Consider the following 21136-nt stretch of genomic DNA (forward strand, 5'->3'; position numbering starts at 1 on the left):
GGGTGGGACTGGTGGTGGTTGGCCAGGACGTCGGCGCCGAAGTCGCTGCTGGGGCGGCGTAGGACGGTGTGGGCGTGGTTGCCGTCGTCGGTGGTGTTGTCGTACTCGATCAGCAGGTTGTCGCCCTGGACCCGGTAGTAGTGGCGCTGCCCGGGACGGGTCGGGCCGGCCCAGGCGAAGTGCAGCTCGCCGCCGTCGAGGCGGCGTGCCTCGCGGGCGGCCAGCTCCGGCGGTAGCCGGTCCAGGTAGAGCGCGACGACCTGGTCGAGCAGTGCCCGTCCGGTCGGCCCCAGCCGGTCCGCCGGCACGCCGAGCGGTTCCAGTGGAGCGTCGACGCGTGCGCGGGTGGCACTGATGATGTCCGCCGGCGCCTCGTCGGCGATGATCGCGGCGGCTCGCCCGGCCGGGCCCAGCGCGTCGAGCAGGGCGCGGGCGAGGTCCTCCTCGACGCCGAGTGGCCGGGAGACCGGGCGGCCCGCGTACCGGACCGCCGCCGGGTTGGCGCCGAAGAAGATCGGCGCGGGGGAGACCTGGTCGTCGACCACGGTCATGGTCACCGACAGGTGGTGTCCCTCCAGTCGCCACGACCAGCGGTCGTCGCGTGCCGGGTCGCCGAACACGGCGATCCAGTAGTCGCCGCTGTGCCGCCCGCGATGCCAGCCCTCGGCGCGGTCCAGGATCTCCTCCAGCGCGATGATCGCCATCGCCTGCGCGTACGCGGAGGGGCTCAGCGCGGTGGCGAGCAGTCGGTGTGCGGCCTTGCGTCCGGCGACGTCCAACTCGGCGAGGCAGACGCCGGGTCGGGGCCGGGGCCGGTACTCCAGCCAGCGTCGGGCGGGCTCGTCGTCGAACGGGCGCACGGCCTGGTCGCGGGCCGCCGGGTCGAGCGCGGCCAGCAGCGCGGTGCCGGCGGTGCGCATCTGCTCGGGCAGGGGATCTTCCACCGACTCTGTATACCGGTCGGTCGGGGCCGGCGTCAGCCGGCGCGCAGCAGCTGCGCCATCTCCGGCAGGTCGAAGAACTGGGCGGTCTCCACCGCGGAGGGGGTGCCGTGCGCCGGGTCGGCCCCGGCGGCGAGCAGTGCGCGGACCGCGTCGGTGCTGCTGCGGAAGACGGCGGCGGCCAGTGCCGTCTGGCCGCGGTCGTTGACCCGGGTGTGATCGGCCCCGCGGTCGAGCAGGGCGGCCACCGTGTCCGGGTGGGCGTGGTACGCGGCCAGGATCAGCAGTGTGTCGCCCTTGTCGTTGGTCAGGTTGACCGGTAGGCCGGCGTCGAGCTGCGCGGCGAGTTCGTCGGTGGAGCCGGAGCGGGCCAGGTCGAACATCCGGTGTGCGAACGCCAGCGTCGCCGCGTCGAGGTCCTCGGTCACCGCTCCAGATTAGGCCCTGCGGTCCTGATACGTTGCTCGGCCGACGCGCGGGGAGAGGGGTCCGATGGGTGAGACGGTGTACGTGGGCAACGCGGGTGTCGACGGTGCCACCAACGCCGGCTGGCTGCTCGGGCACTTCGCGCCGGCGGGGGAGGTCCGGCACAGCACCGACGTGGAGGTGAAGTGGGGCGTGCACCCGCCGGGGCAGGCCCGCTCGCGGTGGGCGACGGGGGAGCGGCGTACCACCCTGCTCGTACTCGTCGAGGGGTGTTTCCGGGTGGAGCTGCCGGACCGGACGGTGCGGTTGGCCGAGCCGGGTGACTACGTGGTGTGGGCTCGTGGGGTGGACCACTCGTGGTACGCGGAGTGCTCGTCGGTGGTGCTGACCGTGCGGTGGCCGTCGGTGCCCGGCTACCGGGCGGACCCGCCGGTGCTGCGCCCGTCCCACTGAATGGAATTACCTACTAAACCTATAGGGTTTGGCGGCTAGAGTACGGAGGCACCCCACCGGACGACCTCGCGAGGACTGCTCATGATCCACCACAGCCCGGAGCGTGACCTGCTCACCGTCGCCGCCCGGTGGGCCGACCCGACGGCCTGGCCGGTGCCGCTGCGCTTCGACGTCGCCGAGCGCTGGTACGCCCGACTCGCCGCCACCGACGACCACGAGGTGTGGGCGCTGAGCTGGCTGCCCGGTCAGGGCACCGACCTGCACGACCACGGCGGCTCCGCCGGGGCGTTCCGGGTCGTCGCCGGTGCCCTCACCGAGGAGACGGTCGCCGGCGGCCGGCTGCGCCCCCGCCTACTGCCCGCCGGCGCCGGTCGCCGCTTCGGCGCCCGCCACGTCCACCAGGTCACCAACCGGGGTACGACGCCAGCGGTCAGCGTGCACGTCTACCGGCCGGCGCTGCGCCGGATGACCCGCTACCACCTCCTCGACGGGCGGCTGCGCGTCGCCGAGGTCGCCGAGGCCGGACGCTCCTGGTGAGCGCCGCCCAGCCACGAACCATCCCCCGCACCGGAAGGAACCGATCATGCAGATGACCGCCGAGCACTGTCCGGCCCCCGTGCCGCCGCCGGGCTCCCGGGGCATCGACGAGATCCTGGCCGCCGCGCGCGCCCGACTCGACCGGCTGGACCCGGAGCGGGCGCACCTGGCGTACCGGACCGGCGCGCTGCTGGTCGACATCCGGCCGGCCGCCCAGCGGGCCGCGCACGGCATGGTGCCGGGCTCGCTCACCATCGAGCGCAACGTGCTGGAGTGGCGCTTCGACCCGCGCTGCCCGGCCCGCCTGCCGGAGGCGGTCGACTACGACGTGCCGGTGGTGATCCTCTGCCAGGAGGGCTACACCTCGTCACTGGCCGCCGCCGCGTTGCAGGACATCGGCCTGCACCGGGCCACCGACGTGGTCGGCGGGTTCGCCGCCTGGCGGATCGCCGGCCTGCCGGCCCTCGGCCCGACCCCGCTGCACCGCGCATCACCCCTCGCGTCCCCGGTCACCGCCGGGTCGGCGCGCCGCTGACCGCCACGCCGCACCGGGCGTGGCGGTCGTACCGCCATCTCAGGAGGCACCATGTCCGTCGTCGCCATCCCCACGCGCCCCCACCACCCGGCGGTCCGCGCCGCCCGCACCCGCACCGGCCCGACGCTGACCATCACCCTCGACCTCGCGGCCGGGCCGCTGAGTCCCCGGTTGGCCCGGCTCGTGCAGCTCCTCGGCGAGCTGGCCGAGTCGGGGGAGGGGCAGCTGCGCGCCGTGGAGGACGCCGTTCCGCTGCCGCGCACGGCCCCGAGCCCCACCGTCGTCACCGAGCCGACCGCCGGCGCCGATGCCGTGCACATCCTGGCCGGCTCGCGGATGGTCCGCCGGGGCGACGAGGTCATCGCGCTGACCCGCATCGAGTACGAGCTGCTGCTGTTCCTGGCGGAGCGACCCCGGCGGGTGTTCACCCGGCTGCAACTGCTCGCCAGCGTCTGGGGCTACGAGCACGCGGTGGCCCGGACGGTGGACGTGCACGTCCGGCGGCTGCGCGCCAAACTGGCCGGCGCCGAGGTGGTCACCACGGTGTACGGGGTCGGTTACCGGCTCGCCGACGAGGCGCGGATCAGGGTGGACCACTCCCGCTGACCTCGGGTCGGGCGGCGGCTCGACGGTGGCGTGACAGGCCCCGGTGAACCGGGCGGGGACCCCCGTAACGGGGCATCTCGGAGGCTCTGCTGTAATCATCTGGCTTCGTACGCAGAGCGAGCACTCGGCTCCGATGTGTTCGTCAATTGTCACATTCATGCAACGCAGCCGCCTCTTGACCCTCGCCCGGGCGCCGGGAAGCATCGATGAAGCGGCGTCCCGGGCCGTGGGGAGATACCCGGACAAGCCCAAGGAGGACCATGTCGGTCAGCCCCGCCTCGTCGCGCGCCGGATGGCATACGTCCCAACCCTCGGTGCCCGGTCGACCCCCGGGCGGCCAGCGTCGTCCGGCGAACACGGCCGCGCCCATGCTCACCGTGACGCTGTCCATCCCCCTGGCCTGTGAGGACACGCTGACGCCGCCGGCGCGTCGGCTGCTCGAGGCGGCCCGCGAGATGTTGGAGCGGGGCGAGGCCGTCATCACCAGTTCGGCGCCGGTCGAGCGCCGCGCTGACGCGGTGCCGGCCAACCGGGCGCCGAGCCGAGCGCTCAGCCCGACCATCCCCGCCCTGCACATCCTCGCCTCGTCCCGTTCGGTGCTGCGCGACGACGAGCCGCTGCCCCTGACCCGCCTGGAGTTCGACCTGCTGCTGCACCTGGTCGCGCATCCCCGGCGGGTGTTCACCCGGCTGCAACTGCTCAACGCCGTCTGGGGTTACGAGCACGCCGGTGTCCGTACCGTGGACGTGCACGTACGCCGGCTGCGCGGCAAGGTCGGTGTGGACGTTCCCCTGGTCACCACCGTCTACGGCGTCGGTTACCGGCTGGCCGACGACGCGCGCGTCACCATCGACCGCACCGGCTGACCGCCGCCACCGCCGCACCCGCCTCGGGGCAGGATGGTCCGGTGCGCATCCGCCCCATTACGCCCGAGTTGCTCGTCACCGAGCTGACCGGCCGCCTCGCCGACGCCGCGGCCGCCGCCGAGCCCGCCCGGCTGCGGGTCGCCGTGGACGGCGCCCCCGCCGCCGGCCCGGACGACCTCGCCGCCGCGCTGGTCAACCCGTTGCGCGCCCGGGGCCGTCCGGTGCTGCACGTCCGCGCCACCGACTTCCTGCGACCCGCGTCGCTGCGCTTCGAACTCGGCCGGACCAACCCGGACGCCTACTACGAGAGCTGGGTGGACGAGGCGGGGCTGCGCCGGGAGGTGCTCGACCCGGCCGGCCCCGGCGGCACCGGCCGGCTGCTCCCGTCGCTGTGGGACGCCGACGCCGACCGGGCCAGCCGCGCCCGCTACGTCGACCTGCCACCCGGCGGCGTCGTCCTCGTCAGTGGCGCGCTGCTGCTCGGCGGTGGCCTGCCCGTCGACGTCACCGTCCACCTGGAGCTGTCGCCGGCCGCGCTGCGCCGCCGCACCGCACCGGCCGACGACTGGACCCTGCCCGCCTTCGACCGGTACGCCGACGAGGTCGTGCCGGCCAGCTTCGCCGACGTGGTCGTACGGGCCGACGACCCCCGCCACCCCGCGCTCGTCCAGGCCGACGAGGACGCCTGAGACCCGCCGGAAACTGGCCGGTTTGGTCGGCTCACCGGACGGGTACTCGCCCGGCTCACAGAGCGTGGGTGACCGCCCGCGTACCGCATGCGACCGTGACCGGGGCGACGCGCCGCCGGCACCCGGTTCACCTTGAGCCACAGGCCCAGGAAAGGCAGGCAGCGATGCTCGTCCACGACACGGTCGGTACGAGCCGTCCCCAGACGGAGATCGACCAGATCCGGCTCTCCCTGCAGGCCCGTTACGACGAGCTGACCGCGGAGTACGAGCAGGCGGTGCTGCAGAGTCAGGTGCTGCGGCTGGTGGAGGTCGGCGACACCGCCGGCGACGACCAGGCCGACAGCGGCACCAAGACCGCCGAACGGGACACCGCGCAGTCTCTCCTACGCACCATCCTCGACCGTCGCGCCCAGTACGAGCACGCACTCGGCCGGCTCGCGGAGGGCACCTACGGCTGGTGCGAGGGCTGCTCGGCGGCGATCCCGGTGGAGCGGTTGGAAATCTTCCCGGCCGCCACCACCTGTGTGACGTGCAAGCAGACCCGCGAGCGGCGGGCCGCCTGAGCGAGGCCAGCGGTTGCCGGTCGGTCGACGACGCGATGGACTCCACCCATGGGTGACATTCTGGTGGGCACCGCGTCCTGGACCGACCGCACACTGCTGGACTCGGGGTGGTATCCGCAGACCGCGGACACCCCGGAGAAGCGGTTGGCCTACTACGCCCGGCAGTTCCCGCTGGTCGAGGTGGACGCCACCTACTACTCCCCGCCCGCCGAGGCGACGGCGCAGCTCTGGGCCGAGCGCACCCCGGCCGGCTTCACCTTCAACATCAAGGCGTTCAGCCTGCTGACCGGGCATCCCACCCGGGTCAGCGCGCTCTACAAGGATCTGCGGCCGGAGACCGACAAGAAGAACGTCTACCCCGACGACCTGCCCGCGCAGTCGTACGAGGAGGTGTGGACGCGCTTCCTGTCCGCGCTGGACCCGCTGGTCGAGGCGGGCAAGCTGGGCGCGGTGCTGTTCCAGTTCCCGCCCTGGTTCACGATCAAGCGGGCCAACAAGCAGTACCTGCTGGAGGTGGCGAAGCGCTGCGCACCGCTGCGGCCGGTGTACGAGTTCCGGCACGCGTCCTGGTTCGACGGCGACAACGCCGCCGAGACGCTGGCCTTCCTGCGCGAGCACAAGCTGCCGTACGTCTGCGTGGACATGCCGCAGGGCCACCGCTCGTCGGTGCCGCCGGTGCTGGCCGCGACCGCGGACCTCGCGGTGGTGCGCTTCCACGGCCACAGCGACAAGTGGACCAGCAAGGACATCCACGAGAAGTTCGGCTACCACTACTCCAAGCGGGAGCTGGCCGACTGGGCGCCGAAGCTGCGCGAACTGGCCGACGACACGGGGCAGACCCACGTGCTCATGAACAATTGTTACCGCGACTACGCGCAGACGAACGCGACGACACTCGCGGGGCTCCTCGTCGACTGACCTCCCGTCGCCGGCTCACCTGATCGGGGTGGGGCCGTCTCACCCGCCGCGCCGGCAGGGTGGACACGGTGCGTGCGGTCGCCCCTGGGCGGCCCACGCCGGAGACGACACGGAGGTGACGGGGATGACGGTTCGAGTGGTGACGGATCGACGGCGTGGCGCCGTCCTGCACGTGGTCGGCGCGGCCGACGACGCCCGCGGCGCGCCGCAGCGCAGCCCGGTGCGGGCTCGACGCGGCCCGGTGGGGCCGCCGCGACGCGACGACGACCGACGGTGGGAGACCACGGAACGGAGGTCGACCGATGGCTGACGCGATGATCTCCGCATTTGAGTCCTCGCTGGACAAGACCAACCTGATCCTCAAGGACATCGAGACCGCCTACGGCTGGCCGAAGGATCGGCGCAACCAGTCGTACGCGGCTCTGCGCACGGTGCTGCACCTGCTGCGCGACCGGTTGCCGGTGGACGAGAGCGTGGAGTTCGCCCAGCAGTTGCCGGTGCTGGTCCGGGGGATCTACTTCGACGGCTGGAACCCGTCGGACGTACCGATCAAGCTCAACCGCGACGACTTCCTCTACGAGGTCCGCCAGGGCTTCCCGTACGACGTCGACGGCGGCCCGGAGCGGGTGACGCAGGTGGTGCTGGACACCCTGCGCCAGCACGTCACCCAGGGTGAGTGGCAGGACGTGAAGGACACCATGCCCAAGGATCTCGCTACGTTCATGCCGTGACGCGGTGACGTCGTGGGCCCGCCCGGGAACACCTCGGGCGGGCTCAGCCGTCCGAGGTGTCAGCCTCGGCGGGGGACGGCACCCGTGACACCGGGCGGCCGGCCCGCCGAGCCAGCGCGGCGAAGGTGACGGCGTCGGTGACGGCCGCGCCGCCGGGGTCGTTGTTGAAATAGACGTACGCCAGCTCGTCCGCGCCGAAGGCGTCGGCCAGCCGCCCCACCCAGGAGCCGAGCGCGGTACGCCCGTAGTGCGGCCAGGGCCGGGCCCGCCCCTCGTGCAGCCGCAGGTAGCCGAAGTCGGTGGTACGCCAGCGCGGGGCGACCGGACGACCCAGCCGGTCCGCCCAGACCAGCGCGGCTCGGCGGCGTTCCAGCACCGCCCGGGTGGCGCCGGTCCACCAGGACGGGTGCCGGGGCTCCACCGCGACCCGCACCTCGGCCGGAAACAGCCGCAGCGTCGCGTCGAGCGCGTCGACGTCCGCCCGCAGGTTGGGTGGGAGCTGCAGCAGCACCGGGCCGAGCCGGTCACCGAGCGCGGTGGCCCGGCCGAGGAACCGGGCCACCGGTTCGGCCGGGTCGCGCAGTCGCTTGATGTGCGTCAGGTAGCGGCTCATCTTCACGGCCACGCAGAAATCCGGCGGCGTCCGTGCCCGCCAGTCGGCGAAGGTGTCCCGCTCCGGCAGCCGGTAGAACGCGTTGTTGACCTCGACGGTGGCGAACCGTTCCGCGAAATGTTCCAACCACAGCCGCTGCGGCGTCGACTCCGGGTAGAAGCGGCCCCGCCAGTCCCGGTACTGCCAGCCGGACGTGCCCACCAGAATCACCCCACCATCCTGGCAGCACCCCCGCCGCAGGTGAACCGCCCGTGTCGCCCCGGTTCGACGTCTACGGTGAGGGTTAGAGAAGATCGCGCGTGGGGTACCACCCGCAGCACGACGGACCCCGGCGTACGGCGGGGCGGCACACCCGAGGGAGTACCGATGGCACTCAACGACGATGACATGCAGACCACGGGCGGCGGCGGCCTGGAGGGCCCGGCCGACGGCGGTGCGACTCCGGGTCACCAGGATGGTGGCGCCGACGGTGGCGCGGAGGGTCCGGCCGACGGTGGCGCGACTCCGGGTCACCAGGATGGTGGCGCCGACGGTGGCGCGGAGGGCCCGGCCGACGGCGGTGCGACTCCGGGTCACCAGGATGGTGGCGCCGACGGTGGCGCGGAGGGTCCGGCCGACGGTGGCGCGACTCCGGGTCACCAGGATGGTGGCGCCGACGGTGGCGCGGAGGGTCCGGCCGACGGTGGCGCGACTCCGGGTCACCAGGATGGTGGCGCCGACGGTGGCGCGGAGGGTCCGGCCGACGGTGGCGCGACCCCCGGCCAGCAGGACGGCGGCGCCGACGGCAGTGCCCGGTAACGGCCCGTCATGACGTACCTCGACCCGCCGGGCGGCCACGGCCGCCCGGCGGTTTCGTCCACCGCCGCGGCGCTGGCCCGCTGTGTCTCGGTCGAGCCGGCCAAGTTCGCCGCCGCGCACTGGGGGCACACCCCATTGCTGTCGCGCGCCGCCGAACTGCCCGACCCGTCCGGCTTCACCGACCTGTTCAGCCCCGCCGACGCCGACGAGTTGCTCAGCCGGCGCGGCCTGCGTACCCCGTTCCTGCGCGTCGCCAAGGACGGCCAGCTCGTGCCGGCGGCCCGCTGGACCGGTGGCGGCGGCGCCGGGGCCGAGATCGGCGACCAGGTGCTCGACGAGCGGGTCCTGGAGCAGTACGCGGCCGGCGCCACGCTGGTGCTGCAGGGGCTGCACCGGATCTGGCCGCCGCTCGTCGACTTCGCCCGCGACCTGGGTCTCGCGCTCAACCAGCCCCTCCAGATCAACGCCTACCTCACGCCGGCGGGCAGTCAGGGCTTTGCCACCCACTACGACACCCACGACGTGTTCGTGCTGCAGGTCGATGGCCGCAAACACTGGCGGATCCACCCGCCGGTGCTGCCCGACCCGCTGGAGAAGCAGCCGTGGGGCGGCCGCGCCGACGAGGTCTCCGCCACCGCGCAGGGCCCCGCCGCACTGGACGTGGTGCTCGCCCCGGGCGACGCGCTCTACCTGCCGCGCGGTTGGCTGCACAGCGCGCAGGCGCAGGACGCCAGTTCCCTGCACCTGACCGTGGGCATCCGCGCGCTCACCCGGTACGCCCTGGTCGAGGAGCTGCTGACGCTGGCCTCCGAGGATCAGCGGCTGCGGGCCAGCCTGCCGTTCGGCACCGACGTCGCCGACCCCGACGCCATCGAACCGGAGCTGACCGAGACGGTGGAGGCCCTACGGGACTGGTTGCTGCGCGCCGACCCGGCGGCCGTCGCCGCGCGGCTGCGCCAGCGTGCCTGGCCGGCCGCCCGACCGGCGCCAATCAGGCCGCTCGCCCAGGCCGACGCGCTCGCCGCACTGGACGCCGACTCCCGGCTCACCCTGCGCCCGGGTCTGCGCTGGCAGCTCGTGCCGCACGGGGCGGACACGGTGGCGCTGCGGCTGTTCGACCGCACCATCACCCTGCCGGCGAGCTGCGAGGCGGCGGCCCGCGCCCTGCTCACCGGCGCGGTCACCCGCGTCGGTGACCTACCCGGCCTGCCCGACGACGCCGACCGGGTGACCCTGGCCCGACGCCTGCTGCGCGAGGCCGTCCTGATCCCGGCCTGAGCTACCCGGCGGTGGCCGCGACCAGCTCGATCCGGAGCGTGTTCGTGATCTCGTCGGTCAGCTCACCCTCCGCGCCGAACGAGATCGTGCCCTGGTCGGTGACGCCGAAGACGAGTTGCACAGTGCCGGCCTTCAGCACCAGCGGGTCGTCGCCCCCGGTGCCGGCGGCGACCACGGCGCGGATCGTGGTGATCGCGTCCACCAGGGTCGCCTCGACCGCGCTGTGGCGCAGCTCGTGCCGCTCCTGGAGATCCTTGGCGACGAGCGTGATGTCGATGGCGTGGGTCTGTCGATGGCGTGGGTCTTCTGGTGGGAGCGGCTGCCGCTCCCCCTGACCTTCCAACCGATCACCGGCACTCGGAGAGCCGCAAGCTTGTCGAAAGAGGCCCCAGCAGACCGTCCACGCCGTCGCGCCATCGCGGCCCGATCACGACGATCAGTGCTGTCGTGCCGGCCAGGCGCTTCCGAATCGCCGCCGAAAGCCCGGGATTGCCGACAAAGGAGCGGCAATTGCTGGTGACACGGTGTTTGCCGAATCGGTCACGCAGCGCACCGGCGATCGAGCGCGCGACGAAGCCCCCGTCGTCCGCGCGGTAGCTGAGAAAGAAGCTGACCATTTCGCGTACGGTATCGAAGTTCCGACCGCGATTCGCTGCGCCCACGGTCGGTTCTTCGACAGTCCCTCGCGCCGTGCCGGGTCAGCGGCCGAGCGTGAGGAGCAGCGCGGTGGTCAGCAGGCCCGCGCCGAGCACCACCGTGATCGGCCGGGGCCCGAGCACCGCGTGCCGGCGGTCGGCCAGCACCCGCGCCGGCACGAGGCCGACAAGCGGCCCGAGCAGCGTCACCACAAGCGCCAGCACCGGCAGCCCGACCGCCAGGTCGCCGCCGTACCCGACGCCCAACGCCCGCGCGCCGGCCCCCAGCGCGTACGCCACCACGGCCCCGGCCACCCCGCAGAGGGCCAGCAGCGGGTTGACCGAACCCGGCAACTCACCCGGCTGCCCGGCCCGGTCGAGCAGGTCCCGGGCCCGGGTCAGCAGCAGCACCGCGTCGGTGCCCCCGCCGCCGTTGACGGGTGCGGGTGGGCCGCCGAGGCGACGGGCGCCGAGGCGCGTCCGCACCTGCTGCCACAGGTGCGCCACCTCGGCGTCAACCCGTTCCTGCTGCTCGCGTGCCTCGACCAGCTCCTCCTCGGCGTGCCGCACCTGCTCGGTGGCCTCCGCGACGGCCCGCTCGGCGGCGGCGCACTGCCGCTCGTACCAGGTGTGCGCCTCGGCCCGCTGCTCCCGCACGCGTGCGGTGATGTCGGCCAGCCGCCGCAACTGCGCCGCGTACGTCTGGCTGGCCACTGGTTCGTTCATCGGGACGGTCCATACGGGATGATGACCTGTCCGGTGCGGTGGACCGCCCGGTCGAAGAAGAGCCCCCGCCAGGGGCGCGGATACCAGTCTGGGCCGCCGGTGCCCGGGTACAGCGAGGCACCCAGCTCGCCCCCGTGTGCGTCAAGCGCCACCCAGGCACCGATCTGGTCGGTGCGGGCGGCCGGCCCACCGAGGTCGGCGCGCATCCGGGCCACGCCCCGCCACCAGGCCAGCACGTGGGTGCGCCGTTCCGGCCCGTCGTGCAGGATCCGGCGGAGCTGCTCCAGGCCGGTACGCCGACCCGCGCGGGCGGCCAGCGCGCCGGCCGCCGCGTCGACCGCGAACAGCAGCAGATAGTGCGGGCTGCCCGGCCCGGTCAGCCCGTCGGCGGTCTCGGCCATCAGCTCGCCAACGGTCTCCTCGTCGTACCAGGCGGCGTCGTCGGCAAGGTCGTCGTAGAGGGCACGGGCCATCGGGTCGGCGTCCGCGTCGAGGCAGGCGATGGAGAACCGGGCGGTGCCCGGCGGGTGCTGGCGGGCCAGCGACCGGGCCGCCGCGTCCAGCACCGCGCACGCCTCGTCCACCCTGGTGCCCAGCACCGCGAGGTTGCGCCCGGGGGCGCGGGGAAGCCGCAGCGCCGCCGATCGGGACTGCACGTCGATGATCTCGCCGAGCAGCGCCACCGGGTTACGCGGCGTGGCCTGGTCGGCGGGCACGGCGAGCGCCCGGAAGTCCGGCGCGTCCGCCAGCCGGGGGATGGCGTCGCCGTCGAAGAGCCGAGCCGGTGCCGCGTCGGGTGGGCGCATCCGCCACAGCCGGTGCTGCAACCCGCTCCACGTCTCCCAGTCGCTCGCCGACGGGATCCGGGCGACCTCGTTGCCCTCCACCATTCCCGACTCGGCGTTGACCACCGCGTGCCAGCGGGGCAACGACTGCGCCGCGTCGTTGCGCTCGGCGAGGATCCGCAGCGCCTTGGGCAGGGCGATGCGCAGGGTGAACTGGGCGACAAGCGCGGGACGGCCCCACAGCGCCTCGATGCCCCGGACGTCCTGCGAGGCGAGCACCAGGTGGATGCCCTGCGACCGGCCGCGTCGGGCCAGGTCCTCCAGCAGGTCGGCCGCCTCCCGGGCGACCACGTCCCGGCCGGCCAGCAGCATCTGGAACTCGTCGACCACCGCGACGATCCGTGGCCAGTGCCCGGTCGGGTCGACGGCCCGCAGCTCGGCGAGCTTTGTCACCTCGTGCTTCTTGGCCGCGTCGGCACGCCGGCGCAGCTCCTCGGCGAGGAACCGCAGCAGCGCCAACCCGAACTCCCGGTCGGTGTTGACGTTGATGCCGACCAGCCGCATGTGCGGCAACCAGCTCGGGTCGCGCCGGCCCTGCGCGAACCGCGCGAAGGACACCCCCTCCTTGAAGTCGAGCAGGTAGAACTCCAGCTCGGCGGGGGAGTAGCGGGCGGCGAGGGCACCGATCCACGCGAAGATCAGGTTGGTCTTGCCGGTGCCGGACGGCCCGCCGATAAGCGCGTGCGGCGGGTAGTCACCCAACGTCAGCCGCACCGGCCGGCCCTGCGGCCCCTCACCGATCGGCGCGGTCAACCCGTCCGCGGAGTCCTCCCGCCACATCAGCTCGGGCGGGGGCAGCAGGTCGGCGAACGGGGTCGGTGGTGGGCCCGCGTTCACCCGGGCGGCGATCTCCCGGCAGGTCTCGGTGACAAGCGTCGCCGGTGGCGGCGGGTCCAGCCGGATCGGCAGACCGGCCGACCCGCCGATCCGCGCTCCGGACGCCCCGGCCACCACCCGGGTCACCGTCGGATCGTCCGGCAACGGCACACCGTGCACCACCAGGTGCACCCCGCACGCCGGGCCGGCGCGAACGATCCGGTCCAACTGGCCGCGCTCGTGCCGGTTCAGCTCGTCACCGCCGAGCAGCACCGCCACCCGCCACGGTTCGGGTCGCCGGCCGGTCGCCGCGGCGAGTTCGCGGAGCGACGCGTACTCGCCGGCGAGCACCGTCTCGTTGATCCGGCGGATCTGTTCCACCAGGTCGTCGAGCAGGGGACCCAGCCCGCCCGGGCCCACGAAGGTGAGCAGCCCGGCCGTGCCCAGGGGCGCGAACCCGGCCAGGCCACCGCCGAGCTGCTCCGGGTCGTACCCGACCAGCCGTACCGTCCCGGGGTCGGCGCGGCCGACGGCCCGCAGCAGCAACGCGGACACCACCGCGTCGCAGCCGGCCCGATCGTCGCCGGTGAGGTGGACGTGCCCGGCGTCGAGGAGCGGCACCAGCGCGGGCACCGGGTCGACGTCGTCGATGCGGACCGTGCCGACCCGCAGCGCGCCGGGTGGCTCCGCCCGTCGGGTCGGCGTCGGCGCCCATCCCGCCCAGTCGGCCCCCGCACACCCGGGCGCCTCCGCACGGGCCGCCTCGGCGGCGCGCTGGGCCAGCTCGGTGATCCGCGCAGAATACCGGGCGTCGATCTCGGCGATGCGGCGATCCCGCTGGGCGCCCACCCGCTCCGGCACGGCTGCCGCCGCCCGCTGGACCCGGGCCAGCCGCTCCCGCCCGGCGGACAGCTCGGCCTGCGCGGCGGACAGGCGGGTACGGGTGGCGCCCAACGCCTCGGCGAGGGTCTCCCGGACCCGCCTGGCGAGTTGGCCACGCCGGTCAGCCATCGGAGCCCCGACGCGTCGACGCGTCCCGCCAGGGGCTGACCGAGCGCGGCGGCAGCCCGCCGGAGCGTTGCCCGCCGGCGTCCCCCGGCCGCCGCGCGGCGGCACCGGGACGGGAAACCGCGCCGGCTGCCTGGCCCGTACCGGTTTGCCGGTCCGCGCTGGTTTGCCGGCCCGTGTCCGCTTCTCGACCCGCGCCGCCCGCCGGCAGATCCCGGCCGAGGCGGGCGAGCAGCAGCCCGGTCGCCACACCGGCGGTCACCGCCGAGTCGGCGGCGTGTGGCGGCTCTCCCGAGCCACGCGGTGGAGGCATCCGGCACACCCGGGTCAGCAGCGTCTCCAGCACCGGCGGCGGCAACCCGGGCAGCAGGTCGCGTACCCGCCCGTCCAGCTCGCCGCGCAGCCGGCCGAGGTCGGCGGCGCGGGGCGGGTGCCCCAGCAGCTCGCCGGCCAGCTCGCGCAGCAGCGGCGGCGCCAGCGCGGCCATCCCCAACCCCACGTCGGCCGGGGCGCGGCGCAGCTCGGCGCGCAGCCGGTCCCGGTCACCGGAGCGGACGCCACCCACCACCCGGCGCAGCAGTTCCTGGGAGTCGTTCAGGCGCTCGTCGGGTGTGTCGTCGGCGCCCTCGCGCCCGCCGGTCAGCTCGGCCACCCGCACCGACCACCAGCGGCGCATCCGGACCTGCTCGGCCGGCTCCGGCGCCACGGTGGTCGGCCCGGCCTCCGGCGGCGTGTCGTGCCGGGGAGCGCGTTGTTCCGGGCGGGGTGGTGGGGCGCCATCGGCGGCCAGGCCGATCGCGGCCAGGTACGCCGACAGCTGCTCCTGCGCCACCCGCAGCGCGTAGCCGGCGCTCTCGGCGTGCTCCGTGGCGGCGGACAGCTCCGGCACCCCCATCGGGTTGGACGACTCCTGGCGCACCCAGCGCAGCCGCTCCGCGGCCAGGCCGAACTTTTCCAGCGCCTGCCCGAGCAGCGCCACCGGGAACTCCTCGCTGGCGGCGCGGACCTGCCCACCGACATCCTCGATGATGGACACGGCGGCCTACAGGGTCGCGACGTAGAGCTGCGCCTGCTCCACCGCGACGAGTGTCGCGGCGAGGCACTCCTCCAGCTCCTGGCTGGCCTGGGTCAGGGACGCCTGGGCCGTCTCGACGGTCTCGTGTCCGCTGCCCTCCAGCGCGCCGGCCAGGGTCTGCTGCGCCTCGGCCAACTTTTCACCGGCGGCCTGCACGGCTGTCTGCCCGTCGGAGATCTGTTGGAGGGCGACATCGATGGCAGCCTTCAGCTCGGCGACGCTCGCCACGGCGGAACCTCCTGGGGGCGGGGAGATCTCCATTAGAGCTTATCGGCGGCAGCGAAAGAACATCCGCCCTGTCGGTGTTCCTGCCCGCCTGTCCGGAAGGCACCCGGAAGTGTCGGGAGTCCGTTCTGTGGGAGTCCCAGTGCGAGAACTTCTCAATTCTCGCGGAGCCAGCGAGGCCCGTACACCTCGGCGCCCAGGGCGGTGACCCGCTCGCGCAACTCCCGGTCGGCCGTGACCACCAGCCGGCGGCGCTGCGGAGCGCCCGCGACCAGGTCGACCACGCTGTCGTCGCCGGAGCCGGGAGCCGAGACCACCCGGACGCCGTCGGTGCCGGGCACGTCCCGCGCGGCGCCCTCGACCACCAGCACCACCTCGACGGGAGCGGGCAGCCGGGCCGGCAGCCCGATCGTCGCCACCGGGGCGAGGGAGTCTCGCAGCCGCGCGGCGGCTCCGGCCCGGTCCCGCCACCACCCGTTCGGGCGGGAGCCCACCACGTTGGCGCCGTCCACGATCAGCAGCGGGGTCTCATCCATGCCACCAGCCTGCCACCACCGGGCGGCGCGGGCCCGACGCCACACCCGGAACCACCCGAGGGCAATCGTGCGGCGTTTGTCGGGGCGCGCGCCGGGTAGCCCCTGCCGACCGTGCCGCACCCAACTGCGGAGGACAGACATGATGGGACCCGGTGACCTCGGCTCCGACCCGTGGGACGAATTCCTGGCCCGGTACTTCGGCCGGGGTGAGGGAGGACGCCGACCGCCGCACCGGGTCGACATCACCCGCCTGATGACGGCCGACGCGCGGGAGATGCTGGCCGACGCGGCCCGGCGGGCGGCGCAACGGCACAGCAGCGACCTCGACACCGACCACCTGCTGTGGGCGGCGCTGCAACGCGAACCCCTGCGTGACCTGGTCCGCCGTGCCGGCGCCGACCCGGACACCCTGCTCAACGCGCTGGGCGGCAAGGGTGACGGCGCGCCGCGCGGTGAGGTGCCGCCCAACCTGTCGCTGACGCCGGCGGCCAAGCGGGCTCTGCTCGACGCCCACCAGCTGTCCCGGGCGATGGGTGCCAACTACATCGGCCCCGAGCACATCCTCATGGCGCTGCCGCTCAACCCGGAGTCGCCCGCCGGGCGGATGCTGGCCGCCGGCCGGATCCAACCCGAGTCGTTGCAGGCCGCCAACGCCGAGCGCGGGCCGATGACCGGGCCGAAGCCCGACCGCGGCACCCCCACGCTCGACCAGTACGGCCAGGACCTCACCGACCTGGCCCGCAACGACCAGATCGACCCGGTGATCGGCCGCGCCGACGAGATCGAGCAGGCCGTGGAGATCCTGTCCCGGCGGACCAAGAACAACCCGGTGCTGATCGGCGAGGCCGGCGTCGGCAAGACCGCGATCGTCGAGGGCCTCGCCGAGCGGATCTGCGACGGGGACGTGCCGCAGACCCTGCTCGGCAAGCGGGTCGTCCAACTGGACCTGGCCGGCCTGGTCGCCGGCACCCGCTACCGGGGTGACTTCGAGGAGCGGCTCAAGAAGGTCATCGACGAGATCCGCGCGCACCGGGACGAGCTGATCATCTTCATGGACGAGATTCACACCCTGGTCGGGGCGGGCGGTGCCGGCAGCGAGGGCGGGATGGACGCGTCCAACATGCTCAAACCGGCCCTCGCCCGCGGTGAGCTGCGCGTCATCGGCGCGACCACGCTCGACGAGTACCGCAAGAGCATCGAGAAGGACGCCGCGTTGGCCCGGCGCTTCCAGCCGGTGCTGGTGCCCGAGCCGAGCATCGACGACACCATCGCGATCCTGCGCGGGCTGCGCGACCGCTACGAGGCCCACCACCAGGTGCGCTTCACCGACGAGGCGCTGGTCGCCGCCGCCGAGCTGTCCGACCGGTACGTCACCGACCGGTTCCTGCCGGACAAGGCCATCGACCTCATCGACCAGGCCGGCGCCCGGGTGCGGCTGCGCACCCGTACCCCGGCGTCCGACGTGCGGGAGCTGGAACAGGAACTCGACGACGTACGCCGGGACAAGGAACAGGCCGTCACCGACGAGCAGTACGAGCGCGCCTCGGCGTTGCGCGACCGGATCTCCGAGCTGGAGGAGGAGATGCGCCGCGCCAACGGCGACGACGGCACCAGCTCCCAGGTGCCCGAGGTGGGTCCACAGGAGATCGCCGAGGTGGTCTCCCGGGCCACCGGCATCCCGGTCAGCCAGCTCACCGAGGAGGAACGCGACCGGCTGCTGCGTCTGGAGGGCCACCTGCACGAGAAGGTCGTCGGTCAGGACGACGCGGTCAGCGCGGTCGCCGAGGCCGTCCGCCGCTCCCGCGCCGGGCTGGCCGACCCGGAGCGCCCGATGGGCAGCTTCCTGTTCCTCGGCCCGACCGGCGTCGGCAAGACCGAGCTGGCCCGCGCCCTAGCCGAGGCGCTGTTCGGCGAGGCCGACCGGATGGTGCGCGTCGACATGAGCGAGTTCCAGGAACGGCACACCGTCAGCCGGCTGGTCGGTGCCCCACCCGGGTACGTCGGCTACGAGGAGGCCGGCCAGCTCACCGAGGCGGTGCGCCGCCGCCCGTACGCGGTGGTGCTGCTCGACGAGATCGAGAAGGCCCACCCGGACGTGTTCAACATCCTGCTCCAGGTGCTCGACGACGGGCGGTTGACCGACAGCCAGGGCCGCACGGTGAACTTCAAGAACACCGTACTGATCATGACGAGCAACCTCGGCTCCGAGCTGATCACCGGTACCCAACGGGCCGTCGGGTTCGGCACCGGGGAGCCGGGCAGCGAGCAGGAGAACGACGAGCTCCGCGAACGGCTGATGCGTCGCCTGCAGGAGAACTTCCGCCCGGAGTTCCTCAACCGCATCGACGAGGTGATCATCTTCCGCCGGCTGGAGGCCGAGCAGCTGCGCGACATCACCGCGCTGCTGCTGGAGGAGACCCGCCGTCGGCTGCACGCCCAGGACATCCAGGTGGAGTTCACCACCGCCGGCGTCGACTGGCTCGCCGAGCACGGCTACCAGCCGGAGTTCGGTGCCCGTCCGCTGCGCCGGGTGATCCAACGCGAGGTGGACAACCACCTGTCCCGGATGCTGCTGGAGTCGGCGATCTCACCCGGACAGAAGGTCACCGTGGACGCCCGCGACGGGCAGCTCACCTTCGACGTCACCGCGGGCGAGCGGGGGTACACCGCCGCCACGACAACACACCCGCGATGAGCGGGGCGGCGCGGCGAGGCGAGCACGAGGAGCCGCACCAACCCGCGGACTCCGAGCAGACCCGGGACGAGGACGACCATCCCGACCCGATCGTGGCGTCGCCCACCGCGAACCCCCGCCGTACGCGGGTGCCACCCGAGGGCCTGCACCCGAAGACCGACCAGGACGACCCGGAGACGTCCGGACACCGCCCGCGAGAGGAGACCTGATGGTACGCGAAGCTCGGCTCGACCCCGAGGTGGAAGTGCTCTGGGAGGACTTCCACGCCGAGGTCAACGTCCCGTCGGAGCAGCTGCGCACCTGGCTGCTCACCCGGGGGTCCGGCGAGGACTCGTTCGGGTCCAACCCGAACCTCGACCTGCCCCAACCGGGCCGGGAGATCCTCAAGGTGCTCAACAAGCGCAAGGTCGACCTCACCGGCGAGGACATCGAGGTGATGCGGGAGGCGGTCGAGCGGATCCGCGAGCTGATGGACGCCAAACCGAAGCGCGGCAACGCCGACGACAGCTGGCGGCACTCGCTGCTCGACCTGGGCCACGACCCGCTCGTCGAACGCTGAACGGTGCCACACCCGACGGTGCCGCCCCGGCTCGGGGCGGCACCGTCGCGGTCCCGCTACTGGCCCTGGTCGGGTTCCATGCTGGCGATGGTCAGCCCCGCCGCGTCGGCCGCGGCGTCCCGGTCGCCGCGGGTCTGGTCCTCGCGGCTGAGCAGGTTGGCGTACTCGGTGACGTCGGCCGGGTCGGGCACCTCCGGCAGGCGGCGCAGGAACGCCTCCACCTCGCGGGTGGCGGCGGTGTGCGCGGCGGCCGCCTGGCGCAGCAGTTCCCGGTCGTCGGCGGGCGGGTAGAGGTCGGTCATGTCCGCCTGATACCCCGCCAACGCCGGTTCGCACCGCCACCGGCGGGTCATCACCCGGCCGGGTGGGCTCACACCCCGCTGGGCTGCCGCACACCGAACCCCGGATTGCGCAGCAGCCAGTCCAGGTAGGTGGGGTGCGGCGCCAGCGAGTCGGTGTACGCCGCCTTGGCCGTCTCCAACACCAGCTGCGCGCCCCGCGCGGCGGGAGAGTCCGGATGCCAGCCCAGCAGCAGCCGCCAGCGCAGCGGAATCCCCGCCAACCGGCGGGTGACCAGCCCTGCCACCGGCCGGAACGTCGCCTGGCACAACGCCACCGCCACGCCGGCGTCGACCAGGTCGACGCAGCCGCGGATGTCGGTCTCGTACATCTTGCGGGGAGTGAAACCGGCGCGGGCGCAGGCGGCGGCGAAGCAGTCGCCGAAACAGCCGTCACCGGGCGCCGCCACCCACTGCTCGTGGCGCAGGTCCGCCAGCCGCACCTCGGCGCGCCCCGCGAGAGGGTGGGTCTCCGGCAGCAACACCAGCACCGGATCGATGGCCACCTCCCGCCAGCTCAACCCGAACCCGGCCGACGGGCTGGCGTCGCCACACACGCCGGCGAGCACGAAGTCCAGCCGGCCGCCCGCCACCAACTGCGCCAACTCGTCCACCGACCACGAGGCGTACGTGGTGATCTGGGCCGGCGGGTGTTCGGTGGCCAACCGATGCACCAGCCGACCCAGGATCGGGCTGTTCACCCCGCCGAACCGGTAGCACGGCGGCGCGTCACCGGAACCGGCCAGCCGGGCCGCCTCGTCCTGCAGCCCCTTCATCGCCGGCAGCAACACCCGGGCCCGGGCCAGCACCAACTCACCCAGCGCGGTCGGGCGTGCGCCGCGCCGGTCCCGGTCGAACAGCGGTCCGCCCAGTGTCCGTTCGATCCGCTGAAGCTGAGCGGTGAGCGCCGGCTGAGCCAGGCCGAGCGCCGACGCCGCCTTGGTCACGCTCCCCGTCTCCGCGATCGCGCAGACCACCCGCAGGTGACGCAACTCCAGGTTCATACGGTGACGGTAGGACCACGCCGCAGCGTGCGGAAGAGCCTGAAGGTATTGGTGAGATTGAATGCACAGCGGTTCGTCGCCGGTCAGCCGCGCGGCGGCTCCGGCAGGTCCGTCAGGTACGTCGGCCGCCGCGTCACCGCGTCGCGGACCTTGTCCACCACACCCACCGCCGGCTCGACGATCCGGTTCCACGGCGGGGTCGCCGGGGTGCCCGGATGCGGCCGGGTCGGCGCCGCCTCCTCAGCGATCTCCAGCCGGTTGCCCAGCCGGATCAGCTCCTCCTCGGTGGCCACCGCGCGCAGCTCGGCGACCAGCGCGCCGACCCCCTCCACGTGCCGGCGCACCCGCGCCGCGACCTCGGTCAACGCCTCCTCCGCCAACCCCTTCAGGACGTTCAGCAGCGCGGCGTCGGCGCTGATCTCGGCGTCCACCCGCTCGTCGGCGTTCGGCAGCGCGGCCCGCGCCGCCGGCAGCAGGTACTGCTCCTCCGCCGACAGGTGCCGCGACAGCGCGGCGGTGAGCACCGCCAGGCCCTCCTGCGGTGTGGTGTCCGGGCCGGTCAGCTGATCCAGCAGCGCCAGCAACTGCTGGTGCTCCCGGTCCACGATGTCGGCGATGCTGCGGCCACCGGGGCGGAAACCCTCATCGGGCGTGGGCGCGGGCGGCAGCGGCGGCAGGGGAACGGCGGACATGGTGCCCTCCTCGACTGGCGGGCGGAAG

Annotated in this window: 27 protein-coding genes and 1 pseudogene; 15 read left to right on the forward strand and 13 right to left on the reverse strand. The window is 73.8% G+C overall.

All coding sequences use genetic code 11. The annotated features are described in order from the left end of the window. Both F8271_RS14805 and F8271_RS14810 read right to left on the reverse strand, forming a co-directional pair. Nucleotides 1–944, reverse strand: a 944-nt coding sequence (locus tag F8271_RS14805) for a DUF3500 domain-containing protein (RefSeq protein WP_151490354.1), incomplete at its 3' end; no start/stop codon positions are given. Nucleotides 945–976: 32 nt separating this feature from the next. Then, nucleotides 977–1324 carry an ankyrin repeat domain-containing protein gene (locus F8271_RS14810; protein WP_370461912.1) on the reverse strand — a complete coding sequence of 116 codons (348 nt, stop codon included), beginning with the start codon at nt 1322–1324 and terminating at the stop codon, nt 977–979. Between the two features lie 109 nt (nt 1325–1433). Here F8271_RS14810 and F8271_RS14815 point away from each other — a divergent pair, with 109 nt between their 5' ends. From F8271_RS14815 to F8271_RS14860, 10 genes are all read left to right on the forward strand, one after another. Further along, nucleotides 1434–1820, forward strand: coding sequence for a signal peptidase I (locus tag F8271_RS14815; protein ID WP_151490356.1), 387 nt, complete (start codon nt 1434–1436; stop codon nt 1818–1820). 81 nt (nt 1821–1901) lie between these two features. Continuing rightward, nucleotides 1902–2357: a cysteine dioxygenase family protein gene (locus tag F8271_RS14820; protein WP_151490357.1), complete on the forward strand. Its 456-nt coding sequence runs from the start codon at nt 1902–1904 to the stop codon at nt 2355–2357. Nucleotides 2358–2403: 46 nt separating this feature from the next. Next, nucleotides 2404–2892: a rhodanese-like domain-containing protein gene (locus tag F8271_RS14825; protein WP_151490358.1), complete on the forward strand. Its 489-nt coding sequence runs from the start codon at nt 2404–2406 to the stop codon at nt 2890–2892. A 51-nt stretch (nt 2893–2943) separates the two neighbouring features. Continuing rightward, the gene (locus F8271_RS14830; protein WP_151490359.1) at nt 2944–3498 is read left to right on the forward strand and encodes a winged helix-turn-helix domain-containing protein; all 555 of its coding nucleotides are present in this window, start codon (nt 2944–2946) and stop codon (nt 3496–3498) included. Between the two features lie 260 nt (nt 3499–3758). Next, nucleotides 3759–4364, forward strand: a complete 606-nt coding sequence (locus tag F8271_RS14835; RefSeq protein ID WP_151490360.1) for a winged helix-turn-helix domain-containing protein — start codon at nt 3759–3761, stop codon at nt 4362–4364. A 41-nt stretch (nt 4365–4405) separates the two neighbouring features. Then, nucleotides 4406–5053 (forward strand): uridine kinase, encoded by a 648-nt coding sequence (locus F8271_RS14840; protein ID WP_151490361.1) that lies wholly within the window; start codon nt 4406–4408, stop codon nt 5051–5053. 164 nt (nt 5054–5217) lie between these two features. Further along, nucleotides 5218–5616 carry a TraR/DksA C4-type zinc finger protein gene (locus F8271_RS14845; RefSeq protein ID WP_151490362.1) on the forward strand — a complete coding sequence of 133 codons (399 nt, stop codon included), beginning with the start codon at nt 5218–5220 and terminating at the stop codon, nt 5614–5616. 48 nt (nt 5617–5664) lie between these two features. Next, the gene (locus F8271_RS14850; RefSeq protein WP_151490363.1) at nt 5665–6534 is read left to right on the forward strand and encodes a DUF72 domain-containing protein; all 870 of its coding nucleotides are present in this window, start codon (nt 5665–5667) and stop codon (nt 6532–6534) included. A 124-nt stretch (nt 6535–6658) separates the two neighbouring features. Next, nucleotides 6659–6844, forward strand: coding sequence for a hypothetical protein (locus F8271_RS14855; protein ID WP_151490364.1), 186 nt, complete (start codon nt 6659–6661; stop codon nt 6842–6844). After that, nucleotides 6837–7265: a DUF2267 domain-containing protein gene (locus F8271_RS14860; RefSeq protein ID WP_151490365.1), complete on the forward strand. Its 429-nt coding sequence runs from the start codon at nt 6837–6839 to the stop codon at nt 7263–7265. Before F8271_RS14855 ends, F8271_RS14860 begins: the two co-directional genes overlap by 8 nt. 43 nt (nt 7266–7308) lie before the next feature. On the opposite strand, the gene F8271_RS14865 is transcribed toward F8271_RS14860, so the two are convergent. Beyond that, complete coding sequence (locus F8271_RS14865; RefSeq protein ID WP_151490366.1) at nt 7309–8088, reverse strand: DUF72 domain-containing protein; 780 nt, start codon at nt 8086–8088, stop codon at nt 7309–7311. A 156-nt stretch (nt 8089–8244) separates the two neighbouring features. Here F8271_RS14865 and F8271_RS14870 point away from each other — a divergent pair. Further along, nucleotides 8245–8544: pseudogene (locus tag F8271_RS14870) on the forward strand (hypothetical protein); the annotation flags it as partial. 141 nt (nt 8545–8685) lie between these two features. Then, a complete protein-coding gene (locus tag F8271_RS14875) occupies nt 8686–9954 on the forward strand; it encodes a cupin domain-containing protein (RefSeq protein ID WP_151490368.1) in 1269 nt (422 codons plus the stop codon). 1 nt (nt 9955) lies between these two features. Here the strand turns inward: F8271_RS14875 and F8271_RS14880 are convergent, their stop codons facing one another. The 7 genes from F8271_RS14880 to F8271_RS14910 all read right to left on the reverse strand — a co-directional run bounded on the left by F8271_RS14880 (nt 9956) and on the right by F8271_RS14910 (nt 15820). Then, a complete protein-coding gene (locus F8271_RS14880; RefSeq protein ID WP_151490369.1) occupies nt 9956–10297 on the reverse strand; it encodes a hypothetical protein in 342 nt (113 codons plus the stop codon). Between the two features lie 4 nt (nt 10298–10301). Then, nucleotides 10302–10571: a hypothetical protein gene (locus F8271_RS14885; RefSeq protein ID WP_151490370.1), complete on the reverse strand. Its 270-nt coding sequence runs from the start codon at nt 10569–10571 to the stop codon at nt 10302–10304. An 81-nt stretch (nt 10572–10652) separates the two neighbouring features. Then, on the reverse strand, nt 10653–11315 hold the full coding sequence (locus F8271_RS14890; RefSeq protein WP_151490371.1) for a hypothetical protein: 663 nt from the start codon (nt 11313–11315) through the stop codon (nt 10653–10655). Beyond that, entirely contained in the window at nt 11312–13987 is a 2676-nt protein-coding gene (locus F8271_RS14895) for an FtsK/SpoIIIE domain-containing protein (RefSeq protein WP_151490372.1), read from the reverse strand. Before F8271_RS14895 ends, F8271_RS14890 begins: the two co-directional genes overlap by 4 nt. After that, complete coding sequence (locus F8271_RS14900; protein WP_151490373.1) at nt 13980–15020, reverse strand: hypothetical protein; 1041 nt, start codon at nt 15018–15020, stop codon at nt 13980–13982. The genes F8271_RS14895 and F8271_RS14900 overlap by 8 nt, the downstream gene beginning before the upstream one ends. A gap of 6 nt (nt 15021–15026) precedes the next feature. Continuing rightward, a complete protein-coding gene (locus F8271_RS14905) occupies nt 15027–15287 on the reverse strand; it encodes a hypothetical protein (RefSeq protein WP_151490374.1) in 261 nt (86 codons plus the stop codon). Nucleotides 15288–15439: 152 nt separating this feature from the next. Beyond that, the gene (locus tag F8271_RS14910; protein WP_151490375.1) at nt 15440–15820 is read right to left on the reverse strand and encodes an NYN domain-containing protein; all 381 of its coding nucleotides are present in this window, start codon (nt 15818–15820) and stop codon (nt 15440–15442) included. 139 nt (nt 15821–15959) lie between these two features. On the opposite strand from F8271_RS14910, the gene F8271_RS14915 reads away from it, so the two are divergent. The 3 genes from F8271_RS14915 to F8271_RS14925 are packed head-to-tail and all read left to right on the forward strand — an operon-like array spanning nt 15960 to nt 19074. After that, complete coding sequence (locus F8271_RS14915; protein ID WP_151490376.1) at nt 15960–18515, forward strand: ATP-dependent Clp protease ATP-binding subunit; 2556 nt, start codon at nt 15960–15962, stop codon at nt 18513–18515. Next, nucleotides 18512–18724, forward strand: a complete 213-nt coding sequence (locus F8271_RS14920; RefSeq protein ID WP_151490377.1) for a hypothetical protein — start codon at nt 18512–18514, stop codon at nt 18722–18724. Before F8271_RS14915 ends, F8271_RS14920 begins: the two co-directional genes overlap by 4 nt. Continuing rightward, nucleotides 18724–19074 (forward strand): DUF3140 domain-containing protein, encoded by a 351-nt coding sequence (locus F8271_RS14925; protein ID WP_151490378.1) that lies wholly within the window; start codon nt 18724–18726, stop codon nt 19072–19074. Before F8271_RS14920 ends, F8271_RS14925 begins: the two co-directional genes overlap by 1 nt. Before the next feature lie 56 nt (nt 19075–19130). On the opposite strand, the gene F8271_RS14930 is transcribed toward F8271_RS14925, so the two are convergent. The 3 genes from F8271_RS14930 to F8271_RS14940 form a co-directional block, all read right to left on the reverse strand. Beyond that, nucleotides 19131–19376 carry a hypothetical protein gene (locus F8271_RS14930; RefSeq protein ID WP_151490379.1) on the reverse strand — a complete coding sequence of 82 codons (246 nt, stop codon included), beginning with the start codon at nt 19374–19376 and terminating at the stop codon, nt 19131–19133. A gap of 68 nt (nt 19377–19444) precedes the next feature. After that, entirely contained in the window at nt 19445–20416 is a 972-nt protein-coding gene (locus tag F8271_RS14935) for a LysR family transcriptional regulator (RefSeq protein WP_151490380.1), read from the reverse strand. A gap of 83 nt (nt 20417–20499) precedes the next feature. After that, nucleotides 20500–21108, reverse strand: coding sequence for a hemerythrin domain-containing protein (locus tag F8271_RS14940; protein WP_151490381.1), 609 nt, complete (start codon nt 21106–21108; stop codon nt 20500–20502). Between the last annotated feature and the right edge of the window lie 28 nt (nt 21109–21136).

The organism is Micromonospora sp. ALFpr18c (assembly GCF_008868155.1).
Classification (GTDB): Bacteria; Actinomycetota; Actinomycetes; order Mycobacteriales; family Micromonosporaceae; genus Micromonospora.

Excerpts from the sequence above, each read along its gene's own strand:
- F8271_RS14830 (WP_151490359.1), top strand. The coding sequence starts at position 2,944 with ATGTCCGTCGTCGCCATCCCCACGCGCCCCCACCACCCGGCGGTCCGC.
- F8271_RS14895 (WP_151490372.1), bottom strand. The coding sequence starts at position 13,987 with ATGGCTGACCGGCGTGGCCAACTCGCCAGGCGGGTCCGGGAGACCCTC.
- F8271_RS14925 (WP_151490378.1), top strand. The coding sequence starts at position 18,724 with ATGGTACGCGAAGCTCGGCTCGACCCCGAGGTGGAAGTGCTCTGGGAG.
- F8271_RS14835 (WP_151490360.1), top strand. The coding sequence starts at position 3,759 with ATGTCGGTCAGCCCCGCCTCGTCGCGCGCCGGATGGCATACGTCCCAA.
- F8271_RS14915 (WP_151490376.1), top strand. The coding sequence starts at position 15,960 with ATGATGGGACCCGGTGACCTCGGCTCCGACCCGTGGGACGAATTCCTG.
- F8271_RS14920 (WP_151490377.1), top strand. The coding sequence starts at position 18,512 with ATGAGCGGGGCGGCGCGGCGAGGCGAGCACGAGGAGCCGCACCAACCC.
- F8271_RS14885 (WP_151490370.1), bottom strand. The coding sequence starts at position 10,571 with ATGGTCAGCTTCTTTCTCAGCTACCGCGCGGACGACGGGGGCTTCGTC.
- F8271_RS14820 (WP_151490357.1), top strand. The coding sequence starts at position 1,902 with ATGATCCACCACAGCCCGGAGCGTGACCTGCTCACCGTCGCCGCCCGG.
- F8271_RS14825 (WP_151490358.1), top strand. The coding sequence starts at position 2,404 with ATGCAGATGACCGCCGAGCACTGTCCGGCCCCCGTGCCGCCGCCGGGC.
- F8271_RS14930 (WP_151490379.1), bottom strand. The coding sequence starts at position 19,376 with ATGACCGACCTCTACCCGCCCGCCGACGACCGGGAACTGCTGCGCCAG.
- F8271_RS14875 (WP_151490368.1), top strand. The coding sequence starts at position 8,686 with ATGACGTACCTCGACCCGCCGGGCGGCCACGGCCGCCCGGCGGTTTCG.
- F8271_RS14810 (WP_370461912.1), bottom strand. The coding sequence starts at position 1,324 with ATGTTCGACCTGGCCCGCTCCGGCTCCACCGACGAACTCGCCGCGCAG.
- F8271_RS14910 (WP_151490375.1), bottom strand. The coding sequence starts at position 15,820 with ATGGATGAGACCCCGCTGCTGATCGTGGACGGCGCCAACGTGGTGGGC.
- F8271_RS14890 (WP_151490371.1), bottom strand. The coding sequence starts at position 11,315 with ATGAACGAACCAGTGGCCAGCCAGACGTACGCGGCGCAGTTGCGGCGG.
- F8271_RS14935 (WP_151490380.1), bottom strand. The coding sequence starts at position 20,416 with ATGAACCTGGAGTTGCGTCACCTGCGGGTGGTCTGCGCGATCGCGGAG.
- F8271_RS14855 (WP_151490364.1), top strand. The coding sequence starts at position 6,659 with ATGACGGTTCGAGTGGTGACGGATCGACGGCGTGGCGCCGTCCTGCAC.
- F8271_RS14845 (WP_151490362.1), top strand. The coding sequence starts at position 5,218 with ATGCTCGTCCACGACACGGTCGGTACGAGCCGTCCCCAGACGGAGATC.
- F8271_RS14860 (WP_151490365.1), top strand. The coding sequence starts at position 6,837 with ATGGCTGACGCGATGATCTCCGCATTTGAGTCCTCGCTGGACAAGACC.
- F8271_RS14815 (WP_151490356.1), top strand. The coding sequence starts at position 1,434 with ATGGGTGAGACGGTGTACGTGGGCAACGCGGGTGTCGACGGTGCCACC.
- F8271_RS14940 (WP_151490381.1), bottom strand. The coding sequence starts at position 21,108 with ATGTCCGCCGTTCCCCTGCCGCCGCTGCCGCCCGCGCCCACGCCCGAT.
- F8271_RS14850 (WP_151490363.1), top strand. The coding sequence starts at position 5,665 with ATGGGTGACATTCTGGTGGGCACCGCGTCCTGGACCGACCGCACACTG.